Annotated in this window: 19 protein-coding genes; 8 read left to right on the top strand and 11 right to left on the bottom strand. The window is 70.6% G+C overall.

Annotated features, from left to right (window positions below):
• Positions 1 to 127 precede the first annotated feature (127 nt).
• Positions 128 to 703 carry a TetR family transcriptional regulator gene (locus ACIQTP_RS37650; RefSeq protein ID WP_403408563.1) on the top strand — a complete coding sequence of 192 codons (576 nt, stop codon included), beginning with the start codon at positions 128 to 130 and terminating at the stop codon, positions 701 to 703.
• Between the two features lie 132 nt (positions 704 to 835).
• Here the strand turns inward: ACIQTP_RS37650 and ACIQTP_RS37645 are convergent, their stop codons facing one another.
• The gene (locus ACIQTP_RS37645; RefSeq protein ID WP_403408434.1) at positions 836 to 1828 is read right to left on the bottom strand and encodes a helix-turn-helix transcriptional regulator; all 993 of its coding nucleotides are present in this window, start codon (positions 1826 to 1828) and stop codon (positions 836 to 838) included.
• 62 nt (positions 1829 to 1890) lie between these two features.
• On the opposite strand from ACIQTP_RS37645, the gene ACIQTP_RS37640 reads away from it, so the two are divergent.
• The 5 genes from ACIQTP_RS37640 to ACIQTP_RS37620 all read left to right on the top strand — a co-directional run bounded on the left by ACIQTP_RS37640 (position 1891) and on the right by ACIQTP_RS37620 (position 8167).
• Positions 1891 to 3468 carry an MFS transporter gene (locus ACIQTP_RS37640; protein ID WP_403408432.1) on the top strand — a complete coding sequence of 526 codons (1578 nt, stop codon included), beginning with the start codon at positions 1891 to 1893 and terminating at the stop codon, positions 3466 to 3468.
• A 333-nt stretch (positions 3469 to 3801) separates the two neighbouring features.
• Positions 3802 to 4563, top strand: a complete 762-nt coding sequence (locus tag ACIQTP_RS37635; RefSeq protein ID WP_403408430.1) for a DeoR/GlpR family DNA-binding transcription regulator — start codon at positions 3802 to 3804, stop codon at positions 4561 to 4563.
• Entirely contained in the window at positions 4560 to 5513 is a 954-nt protein-coding gene (gene pfkB, locus ACIQTP_RS37630; RefSeq protein ID WP_403408428.1) for a 1-phosphofructokinase, read from the top strand. Before ACIQTP_RS37635 ends, pfkB begins: the two co-directional genes overlap by 4 nt.
• A gap of 223 nt (positions 5514 to 5736) precedes the next feature.
• Positions 5737 to 7821, top strand: a complete 2085-nt coding sequence (locus tag ACIQTP_RS37625) for a fructose-specific PTS transporter subunit EIIC (protein ID WP_403408426.1) — start codon at positions 5737 to 5739, stop codon at positions 7819 to 7821.
• A gap of 88 nt (positions 7822 to 7909) precedes the next feature.
• Complete coding sequence (locus tag ACIQTP_RS37620; protein ID WP_403408424.1) at positions 7910 to 8167, top strand: hypothetical protein; 258 nt, start codon at positions 7910 to 7912, stop codon at positions 8165 to 8167.
• Positions 8168 to 8219: 52 nt separating this feature from the next.
• Here ACIQTP_RS37620 and ACIQTP_RS37615 read toward each other — a convergent pair whose 3' ends face one another.
• From ACIQTP_RS37615 to ACIQTP_RS37600, 4 genes are all read right to left on the bottom strand, one after another.
• On the bottom strand, positions 8220 to 8969 hold the full coding sequence (locus tag ACIQTP_RS37615; protein WP_402041815.1) for a DUF6227 family protein: 750 nt from the start codon (positions 8967 to 8969) through the stop codon (positions 8220 to 8222).
• 157 nt (positions 8970 to 9126) lie between these two features.
• Positions 9127 to 10332 (bottom strand): Ig-like domain-containing protein, encoded by a 1206-nt coding sequence (locus ACIQTP_RS37610; protein ID WP_403408561.1) that lies wholly within the window; start codon positions 10330 to 10332, stop codon positions 9127 to 9129.
• A 233-nt stretch (positions 10333 to 10565) separates the two neighbouring features.
• The gene (locus ACIQTP_RS37605; RefSeq protein WP_403408422.1) at positions 10566 to 11597 is read right to left on the bottom strand and encodes a P1 family peptidase; all 1032 of its coding nucleotides are present in this window, start codon (positions 11595 to 11597) and stop codon (positions 10566 to 10568) included.
• On the bottom strand, positions 11594 to 12838 hold the full coding sequence (locus ACIQTP_RS37600) for a low temperature requirement protein A (RefSeq protein WP_403408420.1): 1245 nt from the start codon (positions 12836 to 12838) through the stop codon (positions 11594 to 11596). Before ACIQTP_RS37600 ends, ACIQTP_RS37605 begins: the two co-directional genes overlap by 4 nt.
• A 104-nt stretch (positions 12839 to 12942) precedes the next feature.
• Here ACIQTP_RS37600 and ACIQTP_RS37595 point away from each other — a divergent pair, with 104 nt between their 5' ends.
• Positions 12943 to 13143, top strand: coding sequence for a hypothetical protein (locus ACIQTP_RS37595; protein WP_402041824.1), 201 nt, complete (start codon positions 12943 to 12945; stop codon positions 13141 to 13143).
• A 634-nt stretch (positions 13144 to 13777) separates the two neighbouring features.
• Here the strand turns inward: ACIQTP_RS37595 and mscL are convergent.
• The 6 genes from mscL to ACIQTP_RS37565 all read right to left on the bottom strand — a co-directional run bounded on the left by mscL (position 13778) and on the right by ACIQTP_RS37565 (position 19691).
• Entirely contained in the window at positions 13778 to 14248 is a 471-nt protein-coding gene (gene mscL / locus ACIQTP_RS37590) for a large conductance mechanosensitive channel protein MscL (protein WP_403408418.1), read from the bottom strand.
• A gap of 150 nt (positions 14249 to 14398) precedes the next feature.
• Entirely contained in the window at positions 14399 to 15049 is a 651-nt protein-coding gene (locus ACIQTP_RS37585) for a hypothetical protein (RefSeq protein WP_403408416.1), read from the bottom strand.
• Between the two features lie 196 nt (positions 15050 to 15245).
• Entirely contained in the window at positions 15246 to 16079 is an 834-nt protein-coding gene (locus ACIQTP_RS37580; RefSeq protein ID WP_403408414.1) for an S-methyl-5'-thioadenosine phosphorylase, read from the bottom strand.
• Positions 16080 to 16233: 154 nt separating this feature from the next.
• A complete protein-coding gene (locus ACIQTP_RS37575) occupies positions 16234 to 16545 on the bottom strand; it encodes an FmdB family zinc ribbon protein (RefSeq protein ID WP_403408412.1) in 312 nt (103 codons plus the stop codon).
• A gap of 68 nt (positions 16546 to 16613) precedes the next feature.
• On the bottom strand, positions 16614 to 17999 hold the full coding sequence (locus ACIQTP_RS37570) for an MFS transporter (protein ID WP_403408410.1): 1386 nt from the start codon (positions 17997 to 17999) through the stop codon (positions 16614 to 16616).
• A 144-nt stretch (positions 18000 to 18143) separates the two neighbouring features.
• A complete protein-coding gene (locus tag ACIQTP_RS37565; protein ID WP_403408408.1) occupies positions 18144 to 19691 on the bottom strand; it encodes a potassium/proton antiporter in 1548 nt (515 codons plus the stop codon).
• Positions 19692 to 20004: 313 nt separating this feature from the next.
• Here ACIQTP_RS37565 and ACIQTP_RS37560 point away from each other — a divergent pair, with 313 nt between their 5' ends.
• Positions 20005 to 22770 (top strand): penicillin acylase family protein, encoded by a 2766-nt coding sequence (locus tag ACIQTP_RS37560; RefSeq protein ID WP_403408406.1) that lies wholly within the window; start codon positions 20005 to 20007, stop codon positions 22768 to 22770.
• Positions 22771 to 22860: the final 90 nt, after the last annotated feature.

The raw sequence follows: 22860 nt of genomic DNA, 5'->3' as shown, positions 1-22860 counted from the left end.
GTCCAACCCCCGCGTTCCGGGGGGTTCGTCGTCGGCCGATCGTGCCGGGGGGTGCGATGAGGTCCGCTCCGGCGCGGCCGCCGCTCCCGGGCTCTCCCTCACGGAGCGACGCAAGGCCGCCACCCGAATGGAGATCGCACGGGCCGCGGCCGGGCTCTTCATGAGGCACGGTCTGCGCGGCACCCGCGCCGAGGACATCGCCCGCGCCGCCGGTGTCGCGCCACGCACGTTCTACCGCTACTTCGCCGGCAAGGAGGAGTGCCTCGCCCCGCTCTTCTCCGCGGGCGTCGAGAAGTGGGCCGAGGCCGTACGTGACGCCCCGGCCGACCTGTCCGTGCCGGAGGCGCTTCGCCACGCCGTCGTCCAGACCCTCACCCCGGGTGTCGGGCTGCGACCGGAGTCCATGGACTGGGTCCGTGCCCTGCTCCGGCTGGCCGAGGGGAGCCCGGCGGTGCTGAGGGTGTGGGGCGAGGCGTGTCAGGGGGCGGAGCGGACACTGGCACGGGTGCTGGAGGCGAGGGCTTCCGTGGCGGGCGGCGGGGCGGAGTTCCGGCTCGGTGCCGCCGTGGCCGGTGCGGCCGTTCGTGTGGCGGTGGAGGCCTGGGCCGCCGGGGACGAGCCGGCCGACGGTCCGGCCGGGCCGGTCGCGCTCGCGGTACGCCATCTGGAAGCCCTGCGTGACTTCCCCTGGGGAGCCGTGTGAGCGCGCCGCGGACCGGTCAGGCCCGCGCAGGGCTCACTCGGCCCTGACGCCGCGCCCTTCCGGGCGACCGCCCTCTGCCCCGCCCTACGAGCCGCCCTCTGCCCCGCCCTACGAGCCGCTCTCCGACCCGCCCTACGAGCTACCCGCCGACCCGTCTTCCGGGTCGGCCGCCGCCCGAGTCAGGCGTCCGCCCAACTCCCTTACGCACTCGACCAGTTCGGCCGGCCGGCGCACCGTGAACTCGCAGTCGACCATCGCGAGCCGTACCGCCAGCCACTCCACGGAGTCCCCGGCGGAGGAACGCAGCAGACAGTTGCGCTCGTCGATCGGCTCGGGCGCGCCGAACCACTTGGGCAGGCGGGCCGCGACGAACGCGGCGGGCGCGGCGAAGGTGACCTCGAAGTCGTACGTCTCCTGGCGCCCGTACATCGACTGCCGCAGGTACTCGGCCGCGCTCCCCGTCGGCAGTTCGCGTGGCGTGAAACGGACGCCGGTCGCGAAGGGCTCGGCGATCCGGTCGACGCGGAAGGTGCGCCAGTCGTCGCGGTCGAGGTCGTAGGCGACGAGGTACCAGCGACGGCCGGTGGAGACGAGGCGGTACGGCTCGGCCAGGCGTTGTGACGGGGTGTCGTCCCCGGAGCGGTAGGCGAACCGCAGCCGTTCCCGTCCGGTCACCGAAGCGGCGATCACGGTCAGCGTCTCGGGCGCGATGCTCGCCCCGTCCCCGCTGGTCAGCGGGGTGGTCGCGGCCTGGAGCGTGGACACACGGTGGCGCAGCCGGGACGGCAGGACCTGCTCCAGTTTGGCGAGGGCCCGTACGGAGGCCTCGTCGACGCCCTCGACCGCGTGCCCGGCGCCGGCCCGCAGCCCCACCGCGATCGCCACCGCCTCCTCGTCGTCGAGCACGAGCGGTGGCATCGCCTTGCCCGCCACCAGCCGGTAGCCGCCGTCGGCCCCCTTCGTCGCCTGCACCGGATAACCCAGCTCCCGGAGCCGGTCGATGTCGCGGCGGACGGTACGCCGGGACACGCCAAGCCGCTCGGAGAGCTCGCCACCGGGCCATTCGCGCGGGGTCTGGAGGAGGGAGAGCAACTGGAGGAGCCGGGCCGGGGTGTCCGTCGTCATGTTTCCCAGGGTGCCGTACATCTAGGACGTGATCTGACCTAATAGGGGTCTACCTTCAAGCCATGACCTCCACCGAGACCACTCTCAGCAGCCCGGCCGAGCCGCCGCAGGGCCCGGCAGCCGTGGCCGACCGGCGGCGCTGGTTCGCGCTCGCCATCGTGATGACCGCGGCCTTCATGGACCTGGTCGACGTCACGATCGTCAACATCGCGATTCCCTCGATCCAGCGGGACGAGGGCGCGTCCTTCAGCCAGATCCAGTGGATCACCGCCGGCTACGCGCTCGCCTTCGCCGCCGGGCTCATCACCGGTGGACGGCTCGGCGACATCCACGGCCGCAAGCGGCTCTTCCTGGTCGGCATAGGCGGCTTCACGATCGCCTCCGCGCTGTGTGGCTTCGCCGCGAACCCGGAGATGCTCGTCGCCTCGCGCATTCTGCAGGGCGGGATGGCCGCGCTGATGGTGCCGCAGGTGCTGTCGATCGTGCACGCGACCTTCCCGGCGCACGAGCGGGGCAAGGTCTTCGGCCTCTTCGGGGCGATCGTCGGCCTGGGCGCCGTGTCGGGCCCTCTCCTCGGCGCGTTGCTCACCGAGTGGAACCTCTTCGGTCTGGAGTGGCGGCCGATCTTCCTCATCAACCTGCCGGTGGGCATCGCCGCGCTGATCCTGGGACGACGCTTCATCAGCGAGTCCAAGGCCCCGAAGGCCCTCAAGCTCGACCTCGTCGGCGTGGCCCTCGTGACGCTGGGCCTGCTGATGCTGCTCTACCCGCTGACGCGCGGGCGTGAGCTGGGCTGGCCGCTGTGGGGGTACGTGTCGATGGGCGGCGCCCTCCTCGTCTTCGCGGCGCTGGTGGCGTACGAGAAGCGCAAGGCGGCGCGGGACGGATCGCCGCTGGTCGAGCTGTCGCTGTTCAAGGTGAAGAGCTTCGCCGCGGGCATCGCCGTCCAGACCGTCTTCGGGGTCGGCCTCGGCATCTTCTTCCTGGTCTGGACGCTGTACATGCAGGTCGGCCTGGGCTGGAGGCCGCTGCGGGCGGGCCTGACCGGGGTCCCGTTCTCGATCGCGGTGTCGGCCGCGGCGGGCATGTCGGTGCAGCTGCTCGTCCCGCGCTTCGGGCGCAAGGTGCTCCAGGCCGGCGCGCTGATCATGGCGGCCGGGGTGCTGCTCTACATCTGGGAGTCCGAGCGGTACGGCCTGTCCATCGCCTCCTGGCAGATGGCGCTTCCGCTGGTCGTCATGGGCGCGGGCATGGGCTTCATCGTGGCCCCGCTGACCGACGCGGTGCTGTCGGAGGTCCCGCGCGAGCACTCCGGTTCGGCGTCCGGCCTCATCAACACCGTGCAGCAGATGGGCAACGCGCTCGGACTCGGCCTGGTGTCCGTGGTCTTCTACGGCCAGATCGGCGACCACTTGACCCGCGCCCAGGTGGGCCCGGCCTTCGTCAACGGCTTCCAGCACGCGCTGGGCTGGGTCGTGGCGGTGATGGTGGCGATCTTCCTGCTGATGTTCGCGCTGCCGAAGCGGCCGGCACAGCATGTCGAGGGGGCGGGGGAGGACACCGCGCTCGGCGACCGGGAGGGCGCGAACCCGGCGGCGGGCGCCCCGGTGTCCGACAGCGAGCCGGCGCTGCTGGGCTGATGTCCTGGTGCTGACGTCCTGGTACTGACGTTTTGGTTGTGTGCCCGCCCTCCGCTGCCGGAGGGCGGGCACATTGCGTCCGGCGGGGCAGGCGACAGACCGTAACCGTCCGCGGCCTGCGGAAATGGCTCGGGCGACAGGGGCGACGACGGCGTCGGCCGTCCGGCTGTGACCCGCCAGCAGTGAAACGAGCTGGGCGGACGGCCCCACCTCGATGCCCGTTTGTGTCCACCTGTCGCCCGAACCTGTTTACTTTCCGGAAATCCGGGCGTAGCCTCCGAGCGAAACCACAAGTTCGGGCATCGGCCGCACAGTAATCGGAGGCGAACGGACATGTACGCACCGGAGCGGCAGCAGGAGATCCTCCGGCTTGCCCGTGACGGCGGTCGGGTGGACGTGCTCTCGCTGGCCGAGGAGTTCCAGGTCACCGCGGAGACCATCCGCCGCGATCTGAAGACCCTCGACCGCGCGGGACTCCTGCGGCGGGTGCACGGCGGTGCCATACCGGCCGGACGGCTGGACTTCGAGCCCGACCTCGCCGAGCGCGAGTCCACCGCGGCCGACGAGAAGGACCGCATCGCACAGGCCGCGGTCGCCGAGCTGCCGGACCAGGGCACGATGATCCTCGACGCGGGCAGCACGGTCGCCCGGCTCGCCGGGAACCTTCCGCTGGAGGCGACGCTCACCGTCGTCACGCACAGCCTGCCGATCGCGGCCCGCCTCGCGGACCACCCCGGCATCCAGCTCCACCTGGTCGGAGGGCGCGTCCGGCACCGTACGCGCGCCGCCGTGGACGCCTGGGCGCTGCGCGCGTACGCCGAGATCCGCGCCGACGTCCTGTTCGTCGCAGCCAACGGCTTCTCCGCCGAGCACGGACTGACCACCCCCGACCTCGCCGAGGCCGCCGTGAAGCGCGCGGCCATCCGTGCCGCGCGCCGCGTGGTGCTGCTCGCCGACTCCTCCAAGCACGGCCAGGAGCACTTCGCCCGCTTCGGCGACCTGAGCGACGTGGACCTGCTGATCACCGACAGCGGGCTGAGCCCCGAAGACGCCACCGACATCGAGCGCGGTGGCACGGAAGTAGTGCGCGCATGATCCTCACCGTCACCCCCAACCCCTCCCTCGACCGTACGTACGAGGTCCCGTCGCTCGACCGCGGCGAGGTCATCCGGGCCACCGGCGAACGCGTGGACCCGGGTGGCAAGGGCGTGAACGTCTCGCGCGCGGTCGCGGCGGCGGGGCAGCGCACGATCGCCGTACTGCCGCTGGGCGGCGCGCCCGGCGCACTCGTCGCCGAGCTGCTCCACGCACAGGGCATCGAGGTCGCGCCGGTCCCGGTCGCCGGAGCCACCCGTTCGAACATCTCGGTCGCCGAGCCGGACGGCACGCTCACGAAGATCAACGCCCCCGGTCCCGAGCTCACCTCCGCCGAGGCGGAGCTGCTCCTGGAGACGGTGCGTCAGCAGTATCGTTCCGGCGACACCGACTGGATCACCTGCTGCGGCAGCCTGCCGCGCGGACTCGGTCCTTCCTGGTACGCCGACCTCGTCGCCCGCGCCCACGCGGCGGGCGCCCGGATCGCGCTGGACACCTCCGGCCCCGCGCTGCTCGCCGCGCTGCGCGAGCGGCCCGACGTGGTGAAGCCCAACGCCGAGGAGCTCGCCGAAGCCGTCGGGCGCCCCCTCGCCACCGTCGGCGACGCGGTCAAGGCCGCCGAGGAACTGCGCGAGATGGGCGCCGACGCAGTGCTCGCGAGCCTCGGCGCGGACGGGCAGCTGCTCGTGGACGGCGCGGGCGCCTGGTTCGGCAGCGCACGGGTGGACGCCGTGCGCAGCAACGTGGGCGCCGGTGACTCCTCCCTCGCCGGATTCCTGATCGCCGGAGGCCGCGGCCCGGAGGCCCTCGCCTCCGCCGTCGCCCATGGCGCCGCGGCCGTACAGCTGCCCGGCAGTGTGATGCCGGGCCCGGCCGACCTCGACCCCTCCGCCGTGACCGTCACGTCGGAGGTCCCCGCGGACCGCGTACTCACGGAGCCCGTGTCATGACGAACCCAGCTGTTGCGACGAACCCAGCTGTTGCGACGAACCCAGCGGTTCCGACGGCCGGTACCGCCGCGGTCGCACCCCCTGAACAGGCCCTGATGAGGCGGGGTTTCCCCGGCCCCGCCTCCGCCACACCCGTAGACCCCGCCCTCCTTGAGTGCGGCACCCCCGTCCCCACCCCCGCCCACCACTTCCCCCGGGCGATACGCGTGCGAAGGAGCCCGCGATGAGCGAGATGATCACCGCGGACCTGGTCGATCTCGACCTGTCCGCCGAGAACAAAGAGGCGGCGGCACGCGCCCTCGCCGAGCGCATGGTGACCCTGGGGCGGGTGACCGACCTCGACGGCTTCCTCGCCGACGTGGCCGCCCGCGAGGCCCAGATGCCCACCGGCCTCGACGGCGGGATCGGCATCCCGCACTGCCGCAGTGTTCACGTCACCGAGCCGACGCTCGGCTTCGGGCGCAGCGCGGCCGGGATCGACTTCGGCGCGCCGGACGGCCCCGCCGACCTGATCTTCCTGATCGCCGCCCCGGCGGGCGCCGACGACGCGCATCTGACGATCCTGTCGTCGCTGGCCCGTCAGCTCATGAACGCCGAGTTCACGTCCGCGCTGCGGGCCGTGGACGACGCGGCGGCCGCGGCCGCGCTCATCCGCGGGGACGAGTCCCCGGCGGCCGCGGCCTCGACCGCGCCCGAGGGCTCCGAGTCCGCCGAGGACTCCGAGAACTCCAAGGGCTCCAAGGACTCCGTGGCGGTGTCGGCGGCGGCCTCCGCCGACACCGCCACGGGCACCACCACGAGCGTGCGTCCGTTCCGGATCGTCGCCGTCACCTCCTGCCCCACCGGCATCGCGCACACCTACATGGCGGCCGAGTCGCTGGAGAACGCGGGCCGCGAGGCGGGCGTCGAGGTCGTCGTCGAGACGCAGGGCTCGGCCGGCTTCACCCGGCTCGACCCGGCGGTCATCGCGGCCGCGGACGGCGTGATCTTCGCGCACGACGTGCCCGTGCGGGACAAGGACCGGTTCGCCGGCAAGCCGACGGTCGACGTCGGTGTGAAGGCGGGCATCAACAAGCCCGCCGAGCTGATCACCGAGGTGCGCGGCAAGGCCGCGCGCGGCGAGGTCAGCGCGGGCTCCGCGCCCGGTACGCCGGTGGAGCGCGCCGGTGAATCCGGCGAGGGCTACGGCACCAAGCTCCGCAAGTGGCTGATGTCAGGCGTCAGTTACATGGTCCCGTTCGTCGCGGCCGGCGGTCTGCTGATCGCCCTCGGCTTCGCGATCGGCGGCTGGACGGTCAACAAGGCGCCGTCGGTCATGGACCACTTCGTGTGGACCCAGACGGACAGCTGGGGCGCCCTGCTGTTCCAGATCGGCGGCGTGGCCTTCAACTTCCTCGTCCCGGTCCTGGCCGGCTACATCGCCTACGGCATGGCGGACCGCCCGGGTCTCGTCCCCGGCTTCGTCGGCGGCGCGATCGCGCTCAACATCAACGCGGGCTTCCTCGGAGGCCTGGCCGCCGGTCTCATCGCCGGTGGTGTGGTGATCGGGATCCAGAAGGTGAAGATCCCGGTGGCGCTGCGCGGCATCATGCCGGTGGTGGTGATCCCGCTGATCTCCGCGGCGATCGTCGGATTCCTGATGTTCGTGGTCATCGGCAAGCCCATCGCCTCCGCGCAGAAGGGCATGACCGACTGGCTCAACGGCCTCACCGGCACCAACGCCGTCCTGCTCGGCGCGCTGCTCGGCCTGATGATGTGCTTCGACCTCGGCGGCCCGGTCAACAAGGTCGCGTACACCTTCGCCACCGCCGGTATCGCGGTCGCGAGCCCCAGCGACTCCGCGATGAAGATCATGGCGGCCGTGATGGCGGCGGGCATGGTTCCGCCGCTGGCCATGGCGCTCGCCACGACCGTGCGCGGCAAGCTCTTCACCCAGACCGAGCGGGAGAACGGCAAGGCGGCCTGGGTACTGGGCGCCTCCTTCATCTCGGAGGGCGCGATCCCGTTCGCGGCGGCCGACCCGCTGCGCGTGATTCCCTCCGCCATGGTGGGCGGCGCGGTCACCGGCTCCCTGTCGATGGCCTTCAGCGCCACGCTGCGGGCCCCGCACGGCGGCATCTTCGTGGTCCCGCTGATCGGCAACCCGTTCCTCTACCTGATCGCCATCGCGGCCGGTGTCTGTGTCACCACCGCCCTGGTGGTCGTCCTGAAGGGCATGCGCAAGCAGGCCCCCGAGGGGACCGGTACGGGGGTCGCCGACGCCGCGACAGCCACGAAGGTCGACTCCAAGGAGCCGGTCGCGGCCTGAACGGCCAACTACTCGCCCTTTTAGGGCATCTGCGAGATACGTCACGGTCCGGGGCCAAAGTCCCGGACCGTGGTGTCTACTGGGGGGTATGCCTGAGCATGTGTCGATCCTCCAGCTGACGGGCGTGGCCGTCCTCGCCCTCGCGACCGCCATCTGGGTCGTCGGCCTGTCCCGCCTGCTGCGCCGCGCCCGCACCGAGGCCGTCGTGCGCCACCACGGGCACCTGCTCCGCGCCATGCCCCATCAGCGCCGGTCCGGCCCCGCCGCGGAGTCCGTGGAACTCACCCCCGAGGAACACGCCGCGTTCGCGGGCCTGGTACGCCAGTTCAGCGACAGTCGCCCCTGACGAACGGGGGGCTCCCCCCTGACGAAGGGGGGTCGGTTCGACACGCCAGGCCCTAGGCGAGCCGCGCCGCCCGGCGTTCCATGGCGGCCCGTGCCGCGTGCTCCGTCGGATAGACCTCGCACATGTGCCGGCCGTCCGGCGTCGCCGTGTGTTCGACCTCCCACAGGGAGATCTCCTGGCCGTCGCGGAGCAGGAACGCGTGCTCGTAGAGCGAGAAGCACAGCCCGACCTGGCCCGCCCGGCAGGGGCGCCCGAAGGCCTGGGTGATCTGGTGCGCGAACGCGGTGCGCAGCAGCAGCGTCGTGATGTCGGCCCCCGGCCGGTCCGCGTTCTCCGCCCGCCGCAGCAACCGCCGCGCGTGATCCGCCGAGTCGTCCGTCAGGTAGACGTGGCGCGGCTCGGGGACCGGCGACAGATGGACCATCACGGGCAGTTCGAAGTCCGGCGCGTCCGGCGGCAGCGGCAGCCGGGCCGTGGCGGCGCGCAGCTCCTCCTCGTCGACATACACCTCGTGCTGCGGCTCTCTCCCGAGCGCCGTGTTGTGCACGAGCTCCCACAACGTGACCGCCGAGCCGTCGGCGAGCAGCCAGGTGTGCCGGTACGTCTCGCGGTGCAGCCCCGCGCTGTGGTGCGCGGAGTGCAGCGAACTGTCGTGCGCCAGCGCGCAGTCGAGCCGCCTTATCGTCTCGTCGGGCAGCTCGAAGGAGTTCAGGGCACGGCCGAGGAGTCGCTCGAGGTGCTCCTCCGGAGACTCGGGCGACTCGGGTGGTTCGTACGCTGCTGTCTCGTACGGAACGCTCAAGGCTTCTCCCGGCGTTGCTGCATGTCACCTTGTGGGTGCATACCGTAGCCCCTCGGTCGGACATCAATCCTGCGAACCGAGAAAACGTACGGACAGAAAACGAGCGGGCCGCGCGGCAAGTTCCCGCGCGGCCCGCCGTGACGTCAACGGCCCCAGGTCAGACCGTACTTCCCGCGGTCCACGCACTCCAGGACATGTTCCAGCCGTTCAGTCCGTTGTCCGGCGAGACGGTCTTGTCGGGCGAGTTCTTCACCACTACGACGTCCCCGACGAGAGAGTTGTCGTAGAACCACTTGGCGCTGGTGTCGCCCTGCGCACCCTGTGCGTCGGCGAGACCGACACATCCGTGGCTGGTGCCCTGCCGTCCGAAGGGCGGGTTCCCGCGGTCGTACCAGTAGTTGCCGTGGATGAACGTCCCCGAAGACGTCAGACGCATCGCGTGCGGCACGTCCGGGATGTCGTACTCGCCGCCGTAGCCCACCGTCGAGCCGTTCATCCGCGTCTGGACGAACTTCTCGGAGATCACCATCTGACCGTTGTACGTGGTGTGCTCCGGGCTGCCCGCCGAGATCGGCACCGTCTTGAACGTCGTGCCGTCACGCACCACCGTCATGGTCTGCGTGTTGACGTCGACCGTGGAGACCTGGGAGCGGCCGATGGTGAAGGTGACCGTCTTCTTCTGCACCCCGAAGACGCCGTTCGCGCCCTCGACGCCGTCCAGGTCGATCTTCATCGTGACCTTGGAACCGGCCTTCCAGTACGCCTCGGGCCTGAAGTCGAGCCGCTGCGAGCCGAACCAGTGCCCGGCCACCTGCTGCCCACTGCTGGAGGTGACCGTGATGTGCGACTGCACGGCCTTCTGGTTGCTGATCACCTTGTTGAAGTTGAACGACACCGGCATTCCGACGCCGACCGTGGTGCCGTTGTCGGGCGTGTACGTGCCGATGAAGCTGTTGCTCGAGGAGACCGTCGTGAAGATGGAGTTGGCGGCGGCCGTGCGTCCGCTCGCGTCCTTCGCGGTCGCCGAGATCTGGTACTTCGTCCCGCGCTCCAACTGCGCCGTCGGCTTCCAGCCGGTCCCGTCCGCGGTGATCGCCCCCGGCACCGCCGTCCCGGACCCCGACACCGTCATCTTCACATCGGTCAGCTTGCCGTCGCTGACCTTCACGCCGGTCGCGTTGATGGACGCGTCCGTCGAACCGTCCTTGGCCGAGATGACGATCTTCGCCGTGGACGTCTTGGCCGAGGTGCCGCTGTCCTTGTCGCCCTTGGCGTCGGCGCTGGCGTTGCCGCCGCAGCCGGTCAGGGTGAGGGCGCCGACCATCAGGGCGGCACAGGCCCCCAGTGCGCGCCGCGCTGTCATGTTCGGCGTTGCCACGGGCTGCTCCAGTTTCTCGTGATGTGCGTGATCCGCTCCAGTGCATGGAGAAGGAGCGAGCGGTGCCGCGAAGGGTTCCCCCCGTCCCCGGCCCAGCACCATCGCGTGACACAACCGGGACAATCACCGCCGGGCCCACGTCGAACTCCCCCTGCCACTGCCCCCACTTGACGTCAGCGAGGGCAGCGGGCCACCCGGAACCACGGGCCGGACCCGTCCTAGGCGCTCCCGTACAACTCCCCGTACGACGGCCACACCCCGCCCGGTCCGTCCACCGGGTCGGCTGCTCGTACCGCGCGGACGATCGCCCGGGTGACCAGATCCGCGCCCGCCGCGAGGATCTCGTTGAGGGCCAGGGGGTTGTCGGGACTGAGGGGGCGGGCGCCCGTGGCCAGGGCGAAGACCGTGTCGCCGTCGTTCAGGAGGTGGACCGGGCGCACGGCGCGCGCGATGCCGTCGTGCGCCGTGCCGGCGAGCTTGTGGGCCTGGGCGCGGGTGAGGTCGGCGTCGGTGGCGACGACGGCGAGCGTGGTGTTCAGCGGGGGAGGCGCGTTCTTCGCGGCGGCTTCGGCGAGCCGTTGCCGCGCCGCCTCGTGGACCTCGGCGGTGGGATAGGCCGTACGACCGTCTCGCAGCAACTCCCCGTACAACACCCCCGTCTCCGGATCCACCGCCGAACCCGCCGCGTTGGCCACCACCAGCGCGGCCACCGTGATCCCCGAGGCGAGCACGGCGCTCGCCGTCCCGACCCCGCCCTTGATCCGCCCGACCGTCGCCCCCGTCCCGGCGCCCACACACCCCTCCGGCACCGGCGTGCCCGGCCCGCTCGCGTCGGCGGCCTCGACCGCGGCCCGGCCAGTGGCCGCGTCCGGCCTCGCCCGGAAGTCGCCGCCGCGGCCCAGGTCGAAGACACAGGCGGCGGGCACGACCGGCACGACGTGCGCCGGATCGGGGCCCACCCGCACCCCGCGGCCCCGCTCCTCCAGCCAGGCCATCACCCCGGACGCGGAGTCCAGGCCGTACGCGCTGCCGCCGGTCAGTACGACCGCCTCCACCTTCTGCACCAGGTTGCGCGGGTCGAGCGCGTCGGTCTCCTTGGTGCCGGGGCCGCCGCCGCGTACGTCCACGGCCGCGACGGCGCCGCCCACAGGGGCGAGCACGACCGTGGTGCCGGTGAGCCAACCGTCGCCGGTACGCGTCGCGTGTCCCACGCGCAGCCCCGCGACATCCGTCAGAGCGTCAACTGTCATGCCTCCAGTGTTTCCCGCCCCGCGGTCCCCGCTCCCTCCCCTGTCACCATCCGTGCCGTCAAGGCCACCCCGACCGCCACCGACAGCGCCGCCACGACGCCCGCCGTGAGCACGGCCCAGCTGCGCAGGAAGGTGCACAGGATCACCAGCAACGCCGTCGTCGGCAGGACGAGTTGCTGTGCGATGCCCACCTTGAAATACCGCGCGTGCAACAGCCACACCGTGAGGAAGTACAGCGCCGTCGGCAGTGTCACCGCTGCGGACGCGGCGAGCGTCGAGATCTGGGCCTTGCCGACCGCCTGCTCGACCGCGACCTCCAGGCCCGCACCGATCGCGGCCGCCGACGCGAAGATCAGGTAGTGGCCGTATCCCCACAGGAACGCGTGCGCGTTGGACCGCAGGTGCCCGTGGATGGGCACCACGAAGTAGATCCACCATGCGGAGAAGACGATCAGCAGTCCGCCGGCGGCGATCGGCAACAGCTCGCCCAGCGCGTCGTGCTCGGCCACCGCCGATTTCACGGCGACCGTCGACGCGGCGATCGTCTCGCCCAGCACGATGATCGTGAACAGGCCGAACCGCTCGGAGACGTGGTGCGGATGCCAGGAGGTGACGAAGTCCTTCTCCGCGTACACAGGGACGCACATCTCGGCGATCGCCATCACCAGGAACACCCAGGGGCGCCCGGACTCCGGCAGGACCAGCAGCCCCAGCCAGCCGACCTGGCACAGCAGCACACCGGCCGCGTACCGCAGCACCATCGTTCTTTCGGGGCCCTCCGTGCTGCGGGCCACCCGCAGCCACTGGGCGATCATCGCGAACCGCATGATCGCGTAGCCGAGCCAGACGGCTACGTACACATGGTTCTCGAACGCCTGCGACACCCCTGCGGCGAGGACCAGGACACCGGCGATCTGCACCAGCGTCATGATCCGGTAGAGCGCGTCGTCGTTGTCGTAGGCCGAGGAGAACCAGGTGAAGTTCATCCACGCCCACCAGATCGCGAAGAAGATCATCGCGTAGTTGAGGATGCCCTCGCCCGCGTGTCCCGCCGCCACGGCGTGCATCAGCTCGACGCCCGCCTGGGCGATGGCCACGACGAAGCACAGGTCGAAGAAGAGCTCCAGCGGCGACGCGACGCGGTGCGCCTCGTCCCTCCTCCGGGCAGTCATTCTGCGCAGGGGCCCGAGCCGGGCCGTCCTGGGCGTCGGGGTGGGTTCGGAAGCGGCGCTGGACGTCATACGGCCAAGCACAGCAGAAAAGAGTCCAGGTCGCTCGGGTTGGCGGCCGCAGGACGCGGCCGTACCGGGGTGGGCCGGGGGCCCCTCGGCGTACTCTGGGACGCATGAGTACCGCCTCCGCCCCCGAACCGCGTGACGCGTCCGCACCGCGTGATCCGAAGTCCGCGCTGATCTTCGACGACCCGCTGAGCCAGCAGTCCTCGGACGACACGGACCGGGGATGGGGCGAGCAGTCCGGTGGTGACGGTGACAGCGCGGCGGACCTGAAGAGGTTCCTCGACGAGAAGCCGCCGCACCACCTCTGAGCCGCCGTGCCCCGGCGCCGCCTGACGCCGACCCCGACATGGCGAGCGCCGTTCCCGAGGCCGCCGCGGCCGGACCTGCGGTCGCGAATCCCGGCCTGAAGAGGACGAAGCCCGATCCCGGACCGCCGGAGTCGGCCTCCGAGCGTCCGGAGTCGGCCTCCGAGCGTCCGGAGTCGGCTCCCGAGCGTCCGGAGTCGGCTTCCGAGCCTCTCAAGCGTGGCCCGCCTCGTGCGGGGTCGACTTCCGAGCTTCCCGGACGGGCGCCCGACTGTCCGGAGCCGACCTCCGAGCTTCCCGAGCCCGACGCCGACGGTCCGGGACCGGGCTTCGAGCCTCGGGAGCAGGCCGCCGAGCTTTCGTAGCCCTACGGCGACTGCCCGGGGCCAGCCCGGGCGTTCCCGGAGCCTGAGCCCGATGGTCCGCAGCCGGCGCGTACGGTTCCGTGTCCCGGCTCCGAATGTCCGCAGCCAGGCCCCGCGTTTCCGGAGCCCGAATCCGACTGTCCGCAGTCGGCCTCCGAGCGTCCGGAGCCCGGCCCCCACTGTCTGACATCGGCCCCCGCGCTTCCGTGGCCCGGCCCCGGTTTTCAGGAGTCGGTCCGTGAGCGTTCCGAGCGGGGCCCCGGCCTTCGCCGTCAGTGCTGGCTGTTGCCCGAACCGCGCTGGGCCACCAGGGCATCGCGGATTTCCTTGAGCACCTCCAGCTCGGACACCTCGGTGATCTCCTGGGTGCCCTCCTTCGCCTTCTGCCGGGCCGCTTGCCGGGCCAGGAACTTCGACATCGGCAGGACCATCAGGAAGTAGACGACGGCCGCGGTTATCACGAAGCTGAGCGTGGCGCCCAGCACGGAGCCCCACATGATCCGGATGCCCGTCGCCGTGGCCCCGGTGCCGTTGCAGGGGTCTTTGAGGCAGGAGCTGTAGCTGTCGAGGTTCTGCGTGCCGATCGCACCCACCAGCGGGTTGATGATGCCCTTCACCACCGAGTTGACGATGTTGGTGAAGGCCGCTCCGATGACCACCGCGACGGCCAGGTCGATGACGTTGCCCCGCATCAGAAAGGCCTTGAAGCCCTCCCAGACACCGGGTTGCTTCTTCTCGCTCACCAAGAGGCCCCTCTGCACAAGTTGTGGAACAAACAGCTCCGCAACCTACGGCAGGGCTCGCCGGACCTGTCCAATTCGGTAGCACGATCGAGAGAGTTGACACCGATTCGATATCCAGGAGAGCCGTCAGTACGGCATTGCGCACGGTACTCAACACAGTGTCACCGCCAGCCGTGCCGTCGTGCCCGCGCCCGCCAGCCGCGCCGCCGTGGCCCGGGGCACGGAGAGGACCACCAGCGCCCCGGTCTCGGTGGCGGCGAAGTCCGGGACCTCGGCCACCCGCGCCCCGGCCGCGACCACACGCCCCTCGCTGCCACCGTCCGCCGCGATCACGTCGACCCGGTCGCCCGGTTCGAGCAGCCGCACCGTGGCCGCGTCGGCGATCCGCACCGGCACCGCCACCGTCTCCACCGCGCCCCGCCCCCGCACGGACGCGGTAGCGGAAGGGGGAGGGGAAGGGAGGGAAGGGGACATGGGGGAGGAAGCGGACGTGGACGGGGGAGCCGCCGTCGGATGGCCCCGTGCCCGCCCGGCGTCACCGGGGCCCGCCGCCACGAGGGCCGCCGCGGTGATCGCGAGCCCCGCGGCCACGGCCCGCCGCTTGTGACGGGTGAGACGCCGCAGCCGGTACCGCCCGCCGCGCACGTGTACGGGGGAGAACTGCGGCACCTCGCAGATCGGAGGCGCGTCCACACCGGGCGGCCGTGCGTGATCCGGTCCGGGCGGACGTACGGGATCCGTGCCCGGCGCCCGTACGAGATCCGTGTCCTGCGTGCGTACAAGAGAAGTGTGCTGTGCCATGGGACCACCACCTGCGACGAGAGACCGGCTTGCGATCCCACGATGAGGCCTCGCGGCGGAGCCCGTCGGCGCCGGTGGACTACCGACGAGTTGTGGACAACTCCCTCACCCGAACGGGACGTTCCACCGCGTGAAAACGCCCGTCAGTGCCCGTCAGCGCCCCTCGGTGCCCACCGAGCGCCCGTCGAAGCCAACGTCACGGCAGCTCGAACCCCGGATCCATGCCACCCAGCGCCGTCGTGCACAGACAGTCCCGCGTCCCGTTCTCCGGCAGTGCCGCCACCGCGTCGTACAGCACGTCCCGCAGCCGGTCCACGTTCGACGCGAACACCTTCAGCACGTCGTCGTGCGAGACGCCCTCGCCGGCCTCCGCGCCCGCGTCGAGGTCGGTGACCAGGGTCAACGAGGTGTAGCAGAGCTCGAGTTCACGGGCGAGCGCGGCCTCGGGGTGGCCGGTCATGCCGACCACGGACCAGCCCTGCGCCTGGTGCCACAGCGACTCGGCGCGGGTGGAGAACCGCGGTCCCTCGATCACCACGAGCGTGCCGCCGTCCATCGGCTCCCAGTCGCGCCCGCGCGCCGCTTCGAGGGCGGCCTTGCGCCCGACGGGGCAGTAGGGGTCGGCCAGCGACACGTGCACGACATTCGGCACGGTGCCGTCCGGCAGCGGCAGCCCGTCGAAGAACGTCTGCGTCCGCGTCTTCGTACGGTCGACCAGCTGGTCCGGCACGAGCAGCGTTCCCGGCCCGTACTGGGGGCGCAGTCCGCCCACCGCGCACGGTCCGAGGATCTGACGGGCGCCGACGGAGCGCAGCGCCCAGAGGTTGGCCCGGTAGTTGATGCGGTGCGGCGGCAGATGGTGGCCGCGGCCGTGGCGGGGAAGGAAGGCGACCCGCCGCCCGGCGATCTCGCCGAGGAACAGGGAGTCGCTCGGCGGCCCGTAGGGGGTGTCGACTTGTATCTCGGTCACATCGTCGAGGAAGGAGTAGAAGCCCGAGCCGCCGATGACACCGATCTCTGCGTTCGCCATGACAAGCACATTAGCGGGATTCGAAGGCTCGCCTCCGAAAACGCCGGGGCCCCCGTCTCGACGCCGGGGCCCCCGTCTCGACGCCGGGGACTCCGCCCCCGAAAACGCCAGGGACCCCATCGTCGTACGACGACAGGGTCCCTGCGAGAAAGTCCTACGCGGCCGAGCTGCTGCTCGACGAGCCGCTGCCCGACGACTTCGAGTCCGACGAGGACGACGAGGACGTCGACGACGATGACGAAGTCGAAGAGGTCGACGGCTTGGACGCCGGCGAGCTGCTCGACGACGAGCCACGGCTGTCGTTGCGGTAGAAGCCGGAGCCCTTGAAGACAATGCCGACGGCCGAGAACACCTTCTTCAGGCGTCCACCGCAGTTGGGGCACTCGGTCAGGGCGTTGTCGCTGAACTTCTGCACCGCCTCGAGGCCCTCGCCACACTCGGTGCACTGGTACTGGTAGGTCGGCACTTGTCTTCCTCCTGGCACTCTCACTCAATGAGTGCTAACGACGATCCATAGTGACGTATTCCGCGAGATCAGTCCACTGTCACCGGCACTCGGTGACCGACGCCACGTGCGACGGTGCGTCCACTGGGTCGGGTGGCCAGCCGTGAGCGCAGGGCCAGCAGGGTCGCCAGCGCCAGTGCCGTACCGGCCATCGGCACCAGGAATCCGGCACCGTTCCACAGGCGGTCCTCCAGCTGTCCGGCGACCGTGACGGCCGCCGCCTGGCCGAGCGCGACGGCACCGGTCAGCCAGGTGAAGGCCTCGGTGCGGGCGCCCGCCGGGACCAGGCCCTCGACCAGCGTGTAGCCGGTGATCAGGGACGGAGCGATGCACATGCCGACCAGGAGGCCGATCCCGGCGAGCACGACCACGGAGTGCGCGGCCCACAGTCCGGACGCGGCGAGGGCCAGGGCGGCGTAGCCGATGACGAGCCGCCGCTGCGGGGCCACCTTCCAGGCGAGGGCTCCGCAGACGACGCCGGAGAGCATGTTGCCCGTGGCGAAGACGCCGTACAGGACGCCGTTCAGACCGGGCTCGCCGATCGACTCGCTGAACGCGGCGAGCGAGACCTGCATACCGCCGAAGACGGAGCCGATGCCCAGGAAGGTCACGATCAGCACGCGCACTCCGGGGACCCGCAGCGCGGAACCGTGCTCCACGCGTGTGTGCCCGGCGGCCGCGACAGCGGGCTGGGTGCTCTTCTGCGAGGCGAAGAGGAGACCGCCGATCAGGGTCAGCCCGGCTTCGGTGAGCAGGCCCGCGGCCGGGTGCACGGCGGTGCACAGCGCCGTGGCGAGCAGCGGGCCGAACACGAAGGTCAGCTCGTCAGTGACGGACTCGAAGGCCGCGGCGGTGGTCATCAGGGGCGAGTCCTGGAGCTTCACGCCCCAGCGGGCGCGCACCATGGGCCCGACCTGGGGCACCGAGGCGCCGGTCGGCACGGCGGCGACGAAAAGGGCCCACAAAGGGGCGTCCATCAGCGCCAGCGCCGTCAGGGAGAGGCCTGCCAGGGCGTGCACCAGGACGCCGGGCAGCAGGACGGCCCGCTGGCCGTGGCGGTCGGCGAGACGGCCGGTGAAGGGTGCGAACAGCGCCATGGAGACGCCGGTGACGGCGGCGACGGCGCCGGCGGCCCCGTACGAGCCGGTGGTGTGCTGGACGAGGAGTACGAGGGAGAGGGTCAGCATGGCGAAGGGCTGACGTGCGGCGAAGCCGGGAAGCAGGAACGTCCAGGCGCCGCGGGTGCGCAGCAGCTGTCCGTATCCGGGGCGGGAGGTGACCGTGGATGCCACGGCCGTGCCTTTCTGCCGCCTGGTAGCGCGGCCCCTTTTGTCGGGCGGCGCCGAGAGCTGTCCTCTTGCGCGGAACTGCGGTAGATGCCGCGCCGCCCACTGCGGGGGCGTCGCGACCGCCATACGGTCGCGCCAGCTCTGCTTCAGGCAGAGTTGGTTCGATCAAGGTGTGCCTTCATCGTACAGGGCCGAGTGCTGCGGTGCCTGTGAAAGTGAGCACCATGGCGGTGTTCGCCTGTGAATGCACATCGCCCCTTAATGTCCCGTTTACTGTCCGGAATGTCGGGAGTGCGGTCCGGCGCCGTTGCCCGCGAGGCCCAGCCAGCCCGCCAGCTTGCCGCCCTGGCCCACCGCGCGCAGCCGTCGCTCGGCCGCGTCCCGGACCGGGTCGGTGGCCACCACGAGCAGCTCGTCGCCGCGTCGCAGGACGGTCGTGGGCAGCGGCACGAAGGACGTCCCGTCGCGCACGACGAGGGTGACGGCGGCACCCGAGGGCATGCGCAGCTCGGCCACCTCCACGCCGTGCATGCGGGAGCCCTTCGGGATCGCGACGGACAGCAGATGGCCGCGCAGCCGCTCCAGGGGTGCCGATTCGATTCCGAGGTCGGCGGCGCCCTCGGACTCGCCCAGCCGCAGCTTCCGGGCCAGCCAGGGCAGTGTGGGGCCCTGGATGAGGGTGTAGGCGACGACCAGGACGAAGACGATGTTGAAGATCCGGCGGCTCTCCGCGATGCCGCTCACCATCGGGATGGTCGCCAGGATGATGGGTACGGCGCCGCGCAGGCCCGCCCAGGACAGCAGCGTCTGCTCCTGCCACGGGATCCGGAAGGGCAGCAGGCTGACCACGACGCTCAGGGGACGCGCCACCATGGTGAGCACCAGGCCGATGACGAGGGCCGGCGCGATGTCGTCGCCCATCTCGTGCGGGGTGACCAGCAGGCCGAGCAGGACGAACATGCCGATCTGGGCGATCCAGCCGAGCCCTTCGGCGAAGCCTCGGGTGGCGGGCCAGTGCGGCAGTTTGGCGTTGCCGAGCATCATCGCCGCGAGGTAGACGGCGAGGAAGCCGCTGCCGTGCGCGAGCGCGCCGGCGGCGTACGAGGTGACCGCGATCGCCATCACGGCGATCGGGTAGAGGCCGGAGGCGGGCAGCGCCACGTGCCGCAGCCCCCAGGAGCCGAGCCAGCCCACCGCGAGGCCGATGGCCGCGCCGATGGCCAGCTCCAGGGTGATCTCGCCCAGCAGCACGTACCAGTGCTCCACGGGGCCCGCCGTGCAGAACGCGACCACGAGGATGACCACCGGGGCGTCGTTGAAGCCGGACTCGGCTTCCAGGATGCCCGTCACGCGCGCGGGGAGGGGCACTTTCCGCAGCACGGAGAAGACGGCCGCCGCGTCCGTCGAGGACACCACCGCGCCGATGATGAGCGCCTGCCGCCATTCCAGGCCGATCAGGTAGTGGGCGGCCGTGGCCGTCACCCCGACGCTCACCGCGATGCCGACCAGTGCCAGTGAGGTGGCCGCGGGCAGTGCCGGCTTGATCTCCTTCCACTTCGTGCCGAGGCCGCCCTCGGCCAGGATCACGACCAGGGCCGCGTACCCGATGACCTGGGTCAGTTCGGCGTTGCTGAAGTGGACATCGCCGACCCCGTCCTGGCCCATGGCCATGCCTATGCCGAGGTAGACGAGCAGGCTGGGGAGCCCGCTGCGCGAAGAGATACGAACCGCTGCCACCGCGACGAGCAGAACGAGCGAGCAGACGAGCAGGAGCTGGTTGAGGTGGTGGACAGTCAGCGGCTGTTCCCTTCTCGCCATTCCGGGCACTGGAATCGAACGTGTGGATGTGAACACGTCGATTCGATGCGATCGCGTCGAGGGCGACGCGTGGAATCGATGTGATCGCGTGGATCCGAGCACGTCGATCCGAACACCCGAAGTCGGTACATGAGTCCAAGTACTTCGTTACCTTACCTAACTCTTGACGCTTTCTTGACACTCCAGGGGCCGAGATCGAACGCTCGTCCGTCCTGTACCCGACTCCGCGTCAAGGCGCGTCGGGCCCTGCGCCTATGGTTGCTCCAGCACTCCAGGACCGCCTGCCGCTCGCGTTAGGACAGCAAGGACAGCGATGCCCCCGAACACCACCGCCTCTTCCGGCCAGAAGCCGGGCAAGTCCGGCAGGAAGAAGGGGCGCAAGGCCCGACTGGTCCTGATCGTCCTGGTTCTGGCCCTCTTCGGAGGCGTTGCCTATGGCGGCTACTGGGGGGTCAGTACCGTCCGCGCCTCCTTCCCGCAGACCAAGGGTTCACTCACGCTCGACGGCCTGTCGGGCCCCGTGGACGTCAAACGGGACGGCAACGGGATCCCGCAGATCTACGCATCGTCCGACGAGGACCTGTTCATGGCGCAGGGCTACGTCCAGGCGCAGGACCGGTTCTACGAGATGGACGTACGCCGCCACATGACCTCGGGCCGGCTGTCCGAGATGTTCGGCTCGAGCCAGGTCAAGAACGACGAGTTCTTGCGCACGATGGGCTGGGACCGGGTCGCCAAGGAGGAGTACGACAAGAAACTGTCGCCCTCCACGAAGAAGTACCTCCAGGCGTACGCCAAGGGAGTCAATGCCTACCTGAAGGGCAAGGACGGCAAGGACATCTCCCTGGAGTACGCGGCCCTTGGTTTCACCAACGACTACAAGCCCCAGGAGTGGACCCCGGTCGACTCGGTCGCGTGGCTGAAGGCGATGGCCTGGGACCTGCGCGGCAACATGCAGGAAGAGATCGACCGCTCCCTGATGACCAGCCGTCTGGGCCCGAAGCAGATCGCCGACCTGTACCCGGAGTACCCCTACAGCCGGAACAAGACGATCACCCAGGAGGGCCAGTACGACAGCGTCACGGCGTCGTACGTCCAGGGCGGCAGCACGACGACGGGCAGCGGGACGCAGTCCACGACGGGCACCGGCCTCGCGGGGAACACCACCGCGCCAGGCGGCCTGCAGAGCCAGCTCTCCAAGCTCTACAACGTGCTCGACAACGTGCCCACCGCCGTCGGTGTGAACGGCAACGGCATCGGCTCGAACTCCTGGGTCGTCGCGGGCAAGTACACGATCACCGGTAAGCCGCTGCTGGCCAACGACCCGCACCTGTCGGCCTCGCTGCCCTCGGTCTGGTACCAGATGGGCCTGCACTGCACGAGCGTCTCCAGCAAGTGCCGGTACGACGTCTCCGGCTACACCTTCGCGGGCATGCCCGGCGTGGTCATCGGCCACAACCAGAACATCGCCTGGGGCATGACCAACTCCGGGGTCGACGTCACCGACCTCTACCTGGAGAAGATCACCGGCGAGGGCTACGAGTACGACGGCAAGGTGCTGCCCTTCACGACCCGCAAGGAAACGATCAAGGTCGCGGGCGGCGCCACCAAGACGATCGTCGTCCGGGAGGCCAAGGACGGGATGCCGCTGCTCTCCGACCGCGACGACGAACTGGTCAAGGTCGGCAAGAAGGCCACCGTCGACAGCGGGGCGCCCGACCGCGGTGACGGCTACGCCATCGCGCTGCGCTGGACCGCCCTGGACCCGGGCAACTCCATGGACGCCGTCTTCCAGCTGGACAAGGCGTCGAACTGGTCCGAGTTCCGCAAGGCGGCCGCGTCCTTCGACGTGCCCTCGCAGAACCTGATCTACGCCGACACCAACGACAACATCGGCTACCAGCTGCCCGGCAAGATCCCGACCCGGTCGAAGGGCGACGACGGCTCGCTCCCGTCGCCCGGCTGGGACTCCAAGTACAAGTGGACCGGCTACATCAAGCAGTCCGAGCTGCCCTACGAGTACAACCCGCAGCGCGGCTACATCGTGACCGCCAACCAGGCGGTCGTCGACAAGGACAAGTACCCCTACACGCTCACCACGGACTGGGGCTACGGGACGCGCAGCCAGCGGATCACCGATCTCATCGAGGCGAAGATCAGGGGCGGCGGCAAGATCTCGACCGACGACATGCGCCAGATGCAGCTCGACGACAGCAGCGAGATCGCCAAGCTGATCGTGCCCAAGCTGCTCAAGATCGACGTCGCCGACAAGAACGTCCGCGAGGCGCAGAAGCTCCTGGAGGGCTGGGACTACACCCAGGACGCCGACTCCGCGGCGGCCGCGTACTTCAACGCGACCTGGCGCAACATCCTCAAGCTCGCCTTCGGCAACAAGCTGCCCAAGGAGCTGCGGGTCAAGGGCCAGTGCCTGAACGTCGCCCCGGTCGACACCACCGGCCCCGCGGACGAGAACCAGACCGTGCGCGAGTGCGGTCAGCGTGAGGCCGACCAGGCGCAGCCGGACGGCGGGGACCGCTGGTTCGAGGTGGTCCGCAAGATCATCGACGACCAGAACAACGACTGGTGGAAGGCGCCCAAGACGCGCCTCGACAATGCGGCCGACAACCGCGACCAGCTGTTCGCGCGGGCCATGAAGGACGCCCGCTGGGAGCTGACCGCCAAGCTCGGCAAGGACATGGACACCTGGAGCTGGGGCCGGCTGCACCGCCTGTTCCTGAAGAACCAGACCATGGGCACCGACGGTCCCGGCGTCCTGCAGTACATGCTCAACCGCGGCCCCTGGAAGCTCAGCGGCGGCGAGGCGACGGTCAACGCGACCGGCTGGAACGCCGCCGGCGGCTACGGCGTGGTCTGGGTGCCGTCCATGCGGATGGTGGTCAACCTCGACGACTTCGACAAGTCGAGGTGGATCAACCTCTCCGGCGCCTCAGGGCACGCCTACAGCGCCCACTACACCGACCAGACGGACAAGTGGGCCAAGGGTGAACTGCTGCCGTGGTCCTTCTCGGACAAGGCGGTCGACAAGAGCACGAGCGACACCCTGGTGCTCAAGCCGTGAGCCGCCGACGGCGACCGTGAGTCACTGACGGTGGCCGTGAGTCACTGACGGCGGCAGGTGAAAGGGCCCTCCACGCACGCGTGGAGGGCC

The sequence above is a fragment of the Streptomyces sp. NPDC090798 genome (genome assembly GCF_044768965.1).
GTDB lineage: Bacteria > Actinomycetota > Actinomycetes > Streptomycetales > Streptomycetaceae > Streptomyces.
Note: the sequence above shows the minus strand (reverse complement) of the source record. Positions and strands in the feature narration are given on the sequence as shown.

Coding starts and splice junctions, on each gene's coding strand:
- ACIQTP_RS37650 (WP_403408563.1), top strand. CDS start 128: ATGGAGATCGCACGGGCCGCGGCCGGGCTCTTCATGAGGCACGGTCTG.
- ACIQTP_RS37645 (WP_403408434.1), bottom strand. CDS start 1,828: ATGACGACGGACACCCCGGCCCGGCTCCTCCAGTTGCTCTCCCTCCTC.
- ACIQTP_RS37640 (WP_403408432.1), top strand. CDS start 1,891: ATGACCTCCACCGAGACCACTCTCAGCAGCCCGGCCGAGCCGCCGCAG.
- ACIQTP_RS37635 (WP_403408430.1), top strand. CDS start 3,802: ATGTACGCACCGGAGCGGCAGCAGGAGATCCTCCGGCTTGCCCGTGAC.
- pfkB (WP_403408428.1), top strand. CDS start 4,560: ATGATCCTCACCGTCACCCCCAACCCCTCCCTCGACCGTACGTACGAG.
- ACIQTP_RS37625 (WP_403408426.1), top strand. CDS start 5,737: ATGAGCGAGATGATCACCGCGGACCTGGTCGATCTCGACCTGTCCGCC.
- ACIQTP_RS37620 (WP_403408424.1), top strand. CDS start 7,910: ATGCCTGAGCATGTGTCGATCCTCCAGCTGACGGGCGTGGCCGTCCTC.
- ACIQTP_RS37610 (WP_403408561.1), bottom strand. CDS start 10,332: ATGACAGCGCGGCGCGCACTGGGGGCCTGTGCCGCCCTGATGGTCGGC.
- ACIQTP_RS37605 (WP_403408422.1), bottom strand. CDS start 11,597: ATGACAGTTGACGCTCTGACGGATGTCGCGGGGCTGCGCGTGGGACAC.
- ACIQTP_RS37600 (WP_403408420.1), bottom strand. CDS start 12,838: ATGACGTCCAGCGCCGCTTCCGAACCCACCCCGACGCCCAGGACGGCC.
- ACIQTP_RS37595 (WP_402041824.1), top strand. CDS start 12,943: ATGAGTACCGCCTCCGCCCCCGAACCGCGTGACGCGTCCGCACCGCGT.
- ACIQTP_RS37585 (WP_403408416.1), bottom strand. CDS start 15,049: ATGGCACAGCACACTTCTCTTGTACGCACGCAGGACACGGATCTCGTA.
- ACIQTP_RS37580 (WP_403408414.1), bottom strand. CDS start 16,079: ATGGCGAACGCAGAGATCGGTGTCATCGGCGGCTCGGGCTTCTACTCC.
- ACIQTP_RS37570 (WP_403408410.1), bottom strand. CDS start 17,999: ATGGCGGTCGCGACGCCCCCGCAGTGGGCGGCGCGGCATCTACCGCAG.
- ACIQTP_RS37565 (WP_403408408.1), bottom strand. CDS start 19,691: ATGGCGAGAAGGGAACAGCCGCTGACTGTCCACCACCTCAACCAGCTC.
- ACIQTP_RS37560 (WP_403408406.1), top strand. CDS start 20,005: ATGCCCCCGAACACCACCGCCTCTTCCGGCCAGAAGCCGGGCAAGTCC.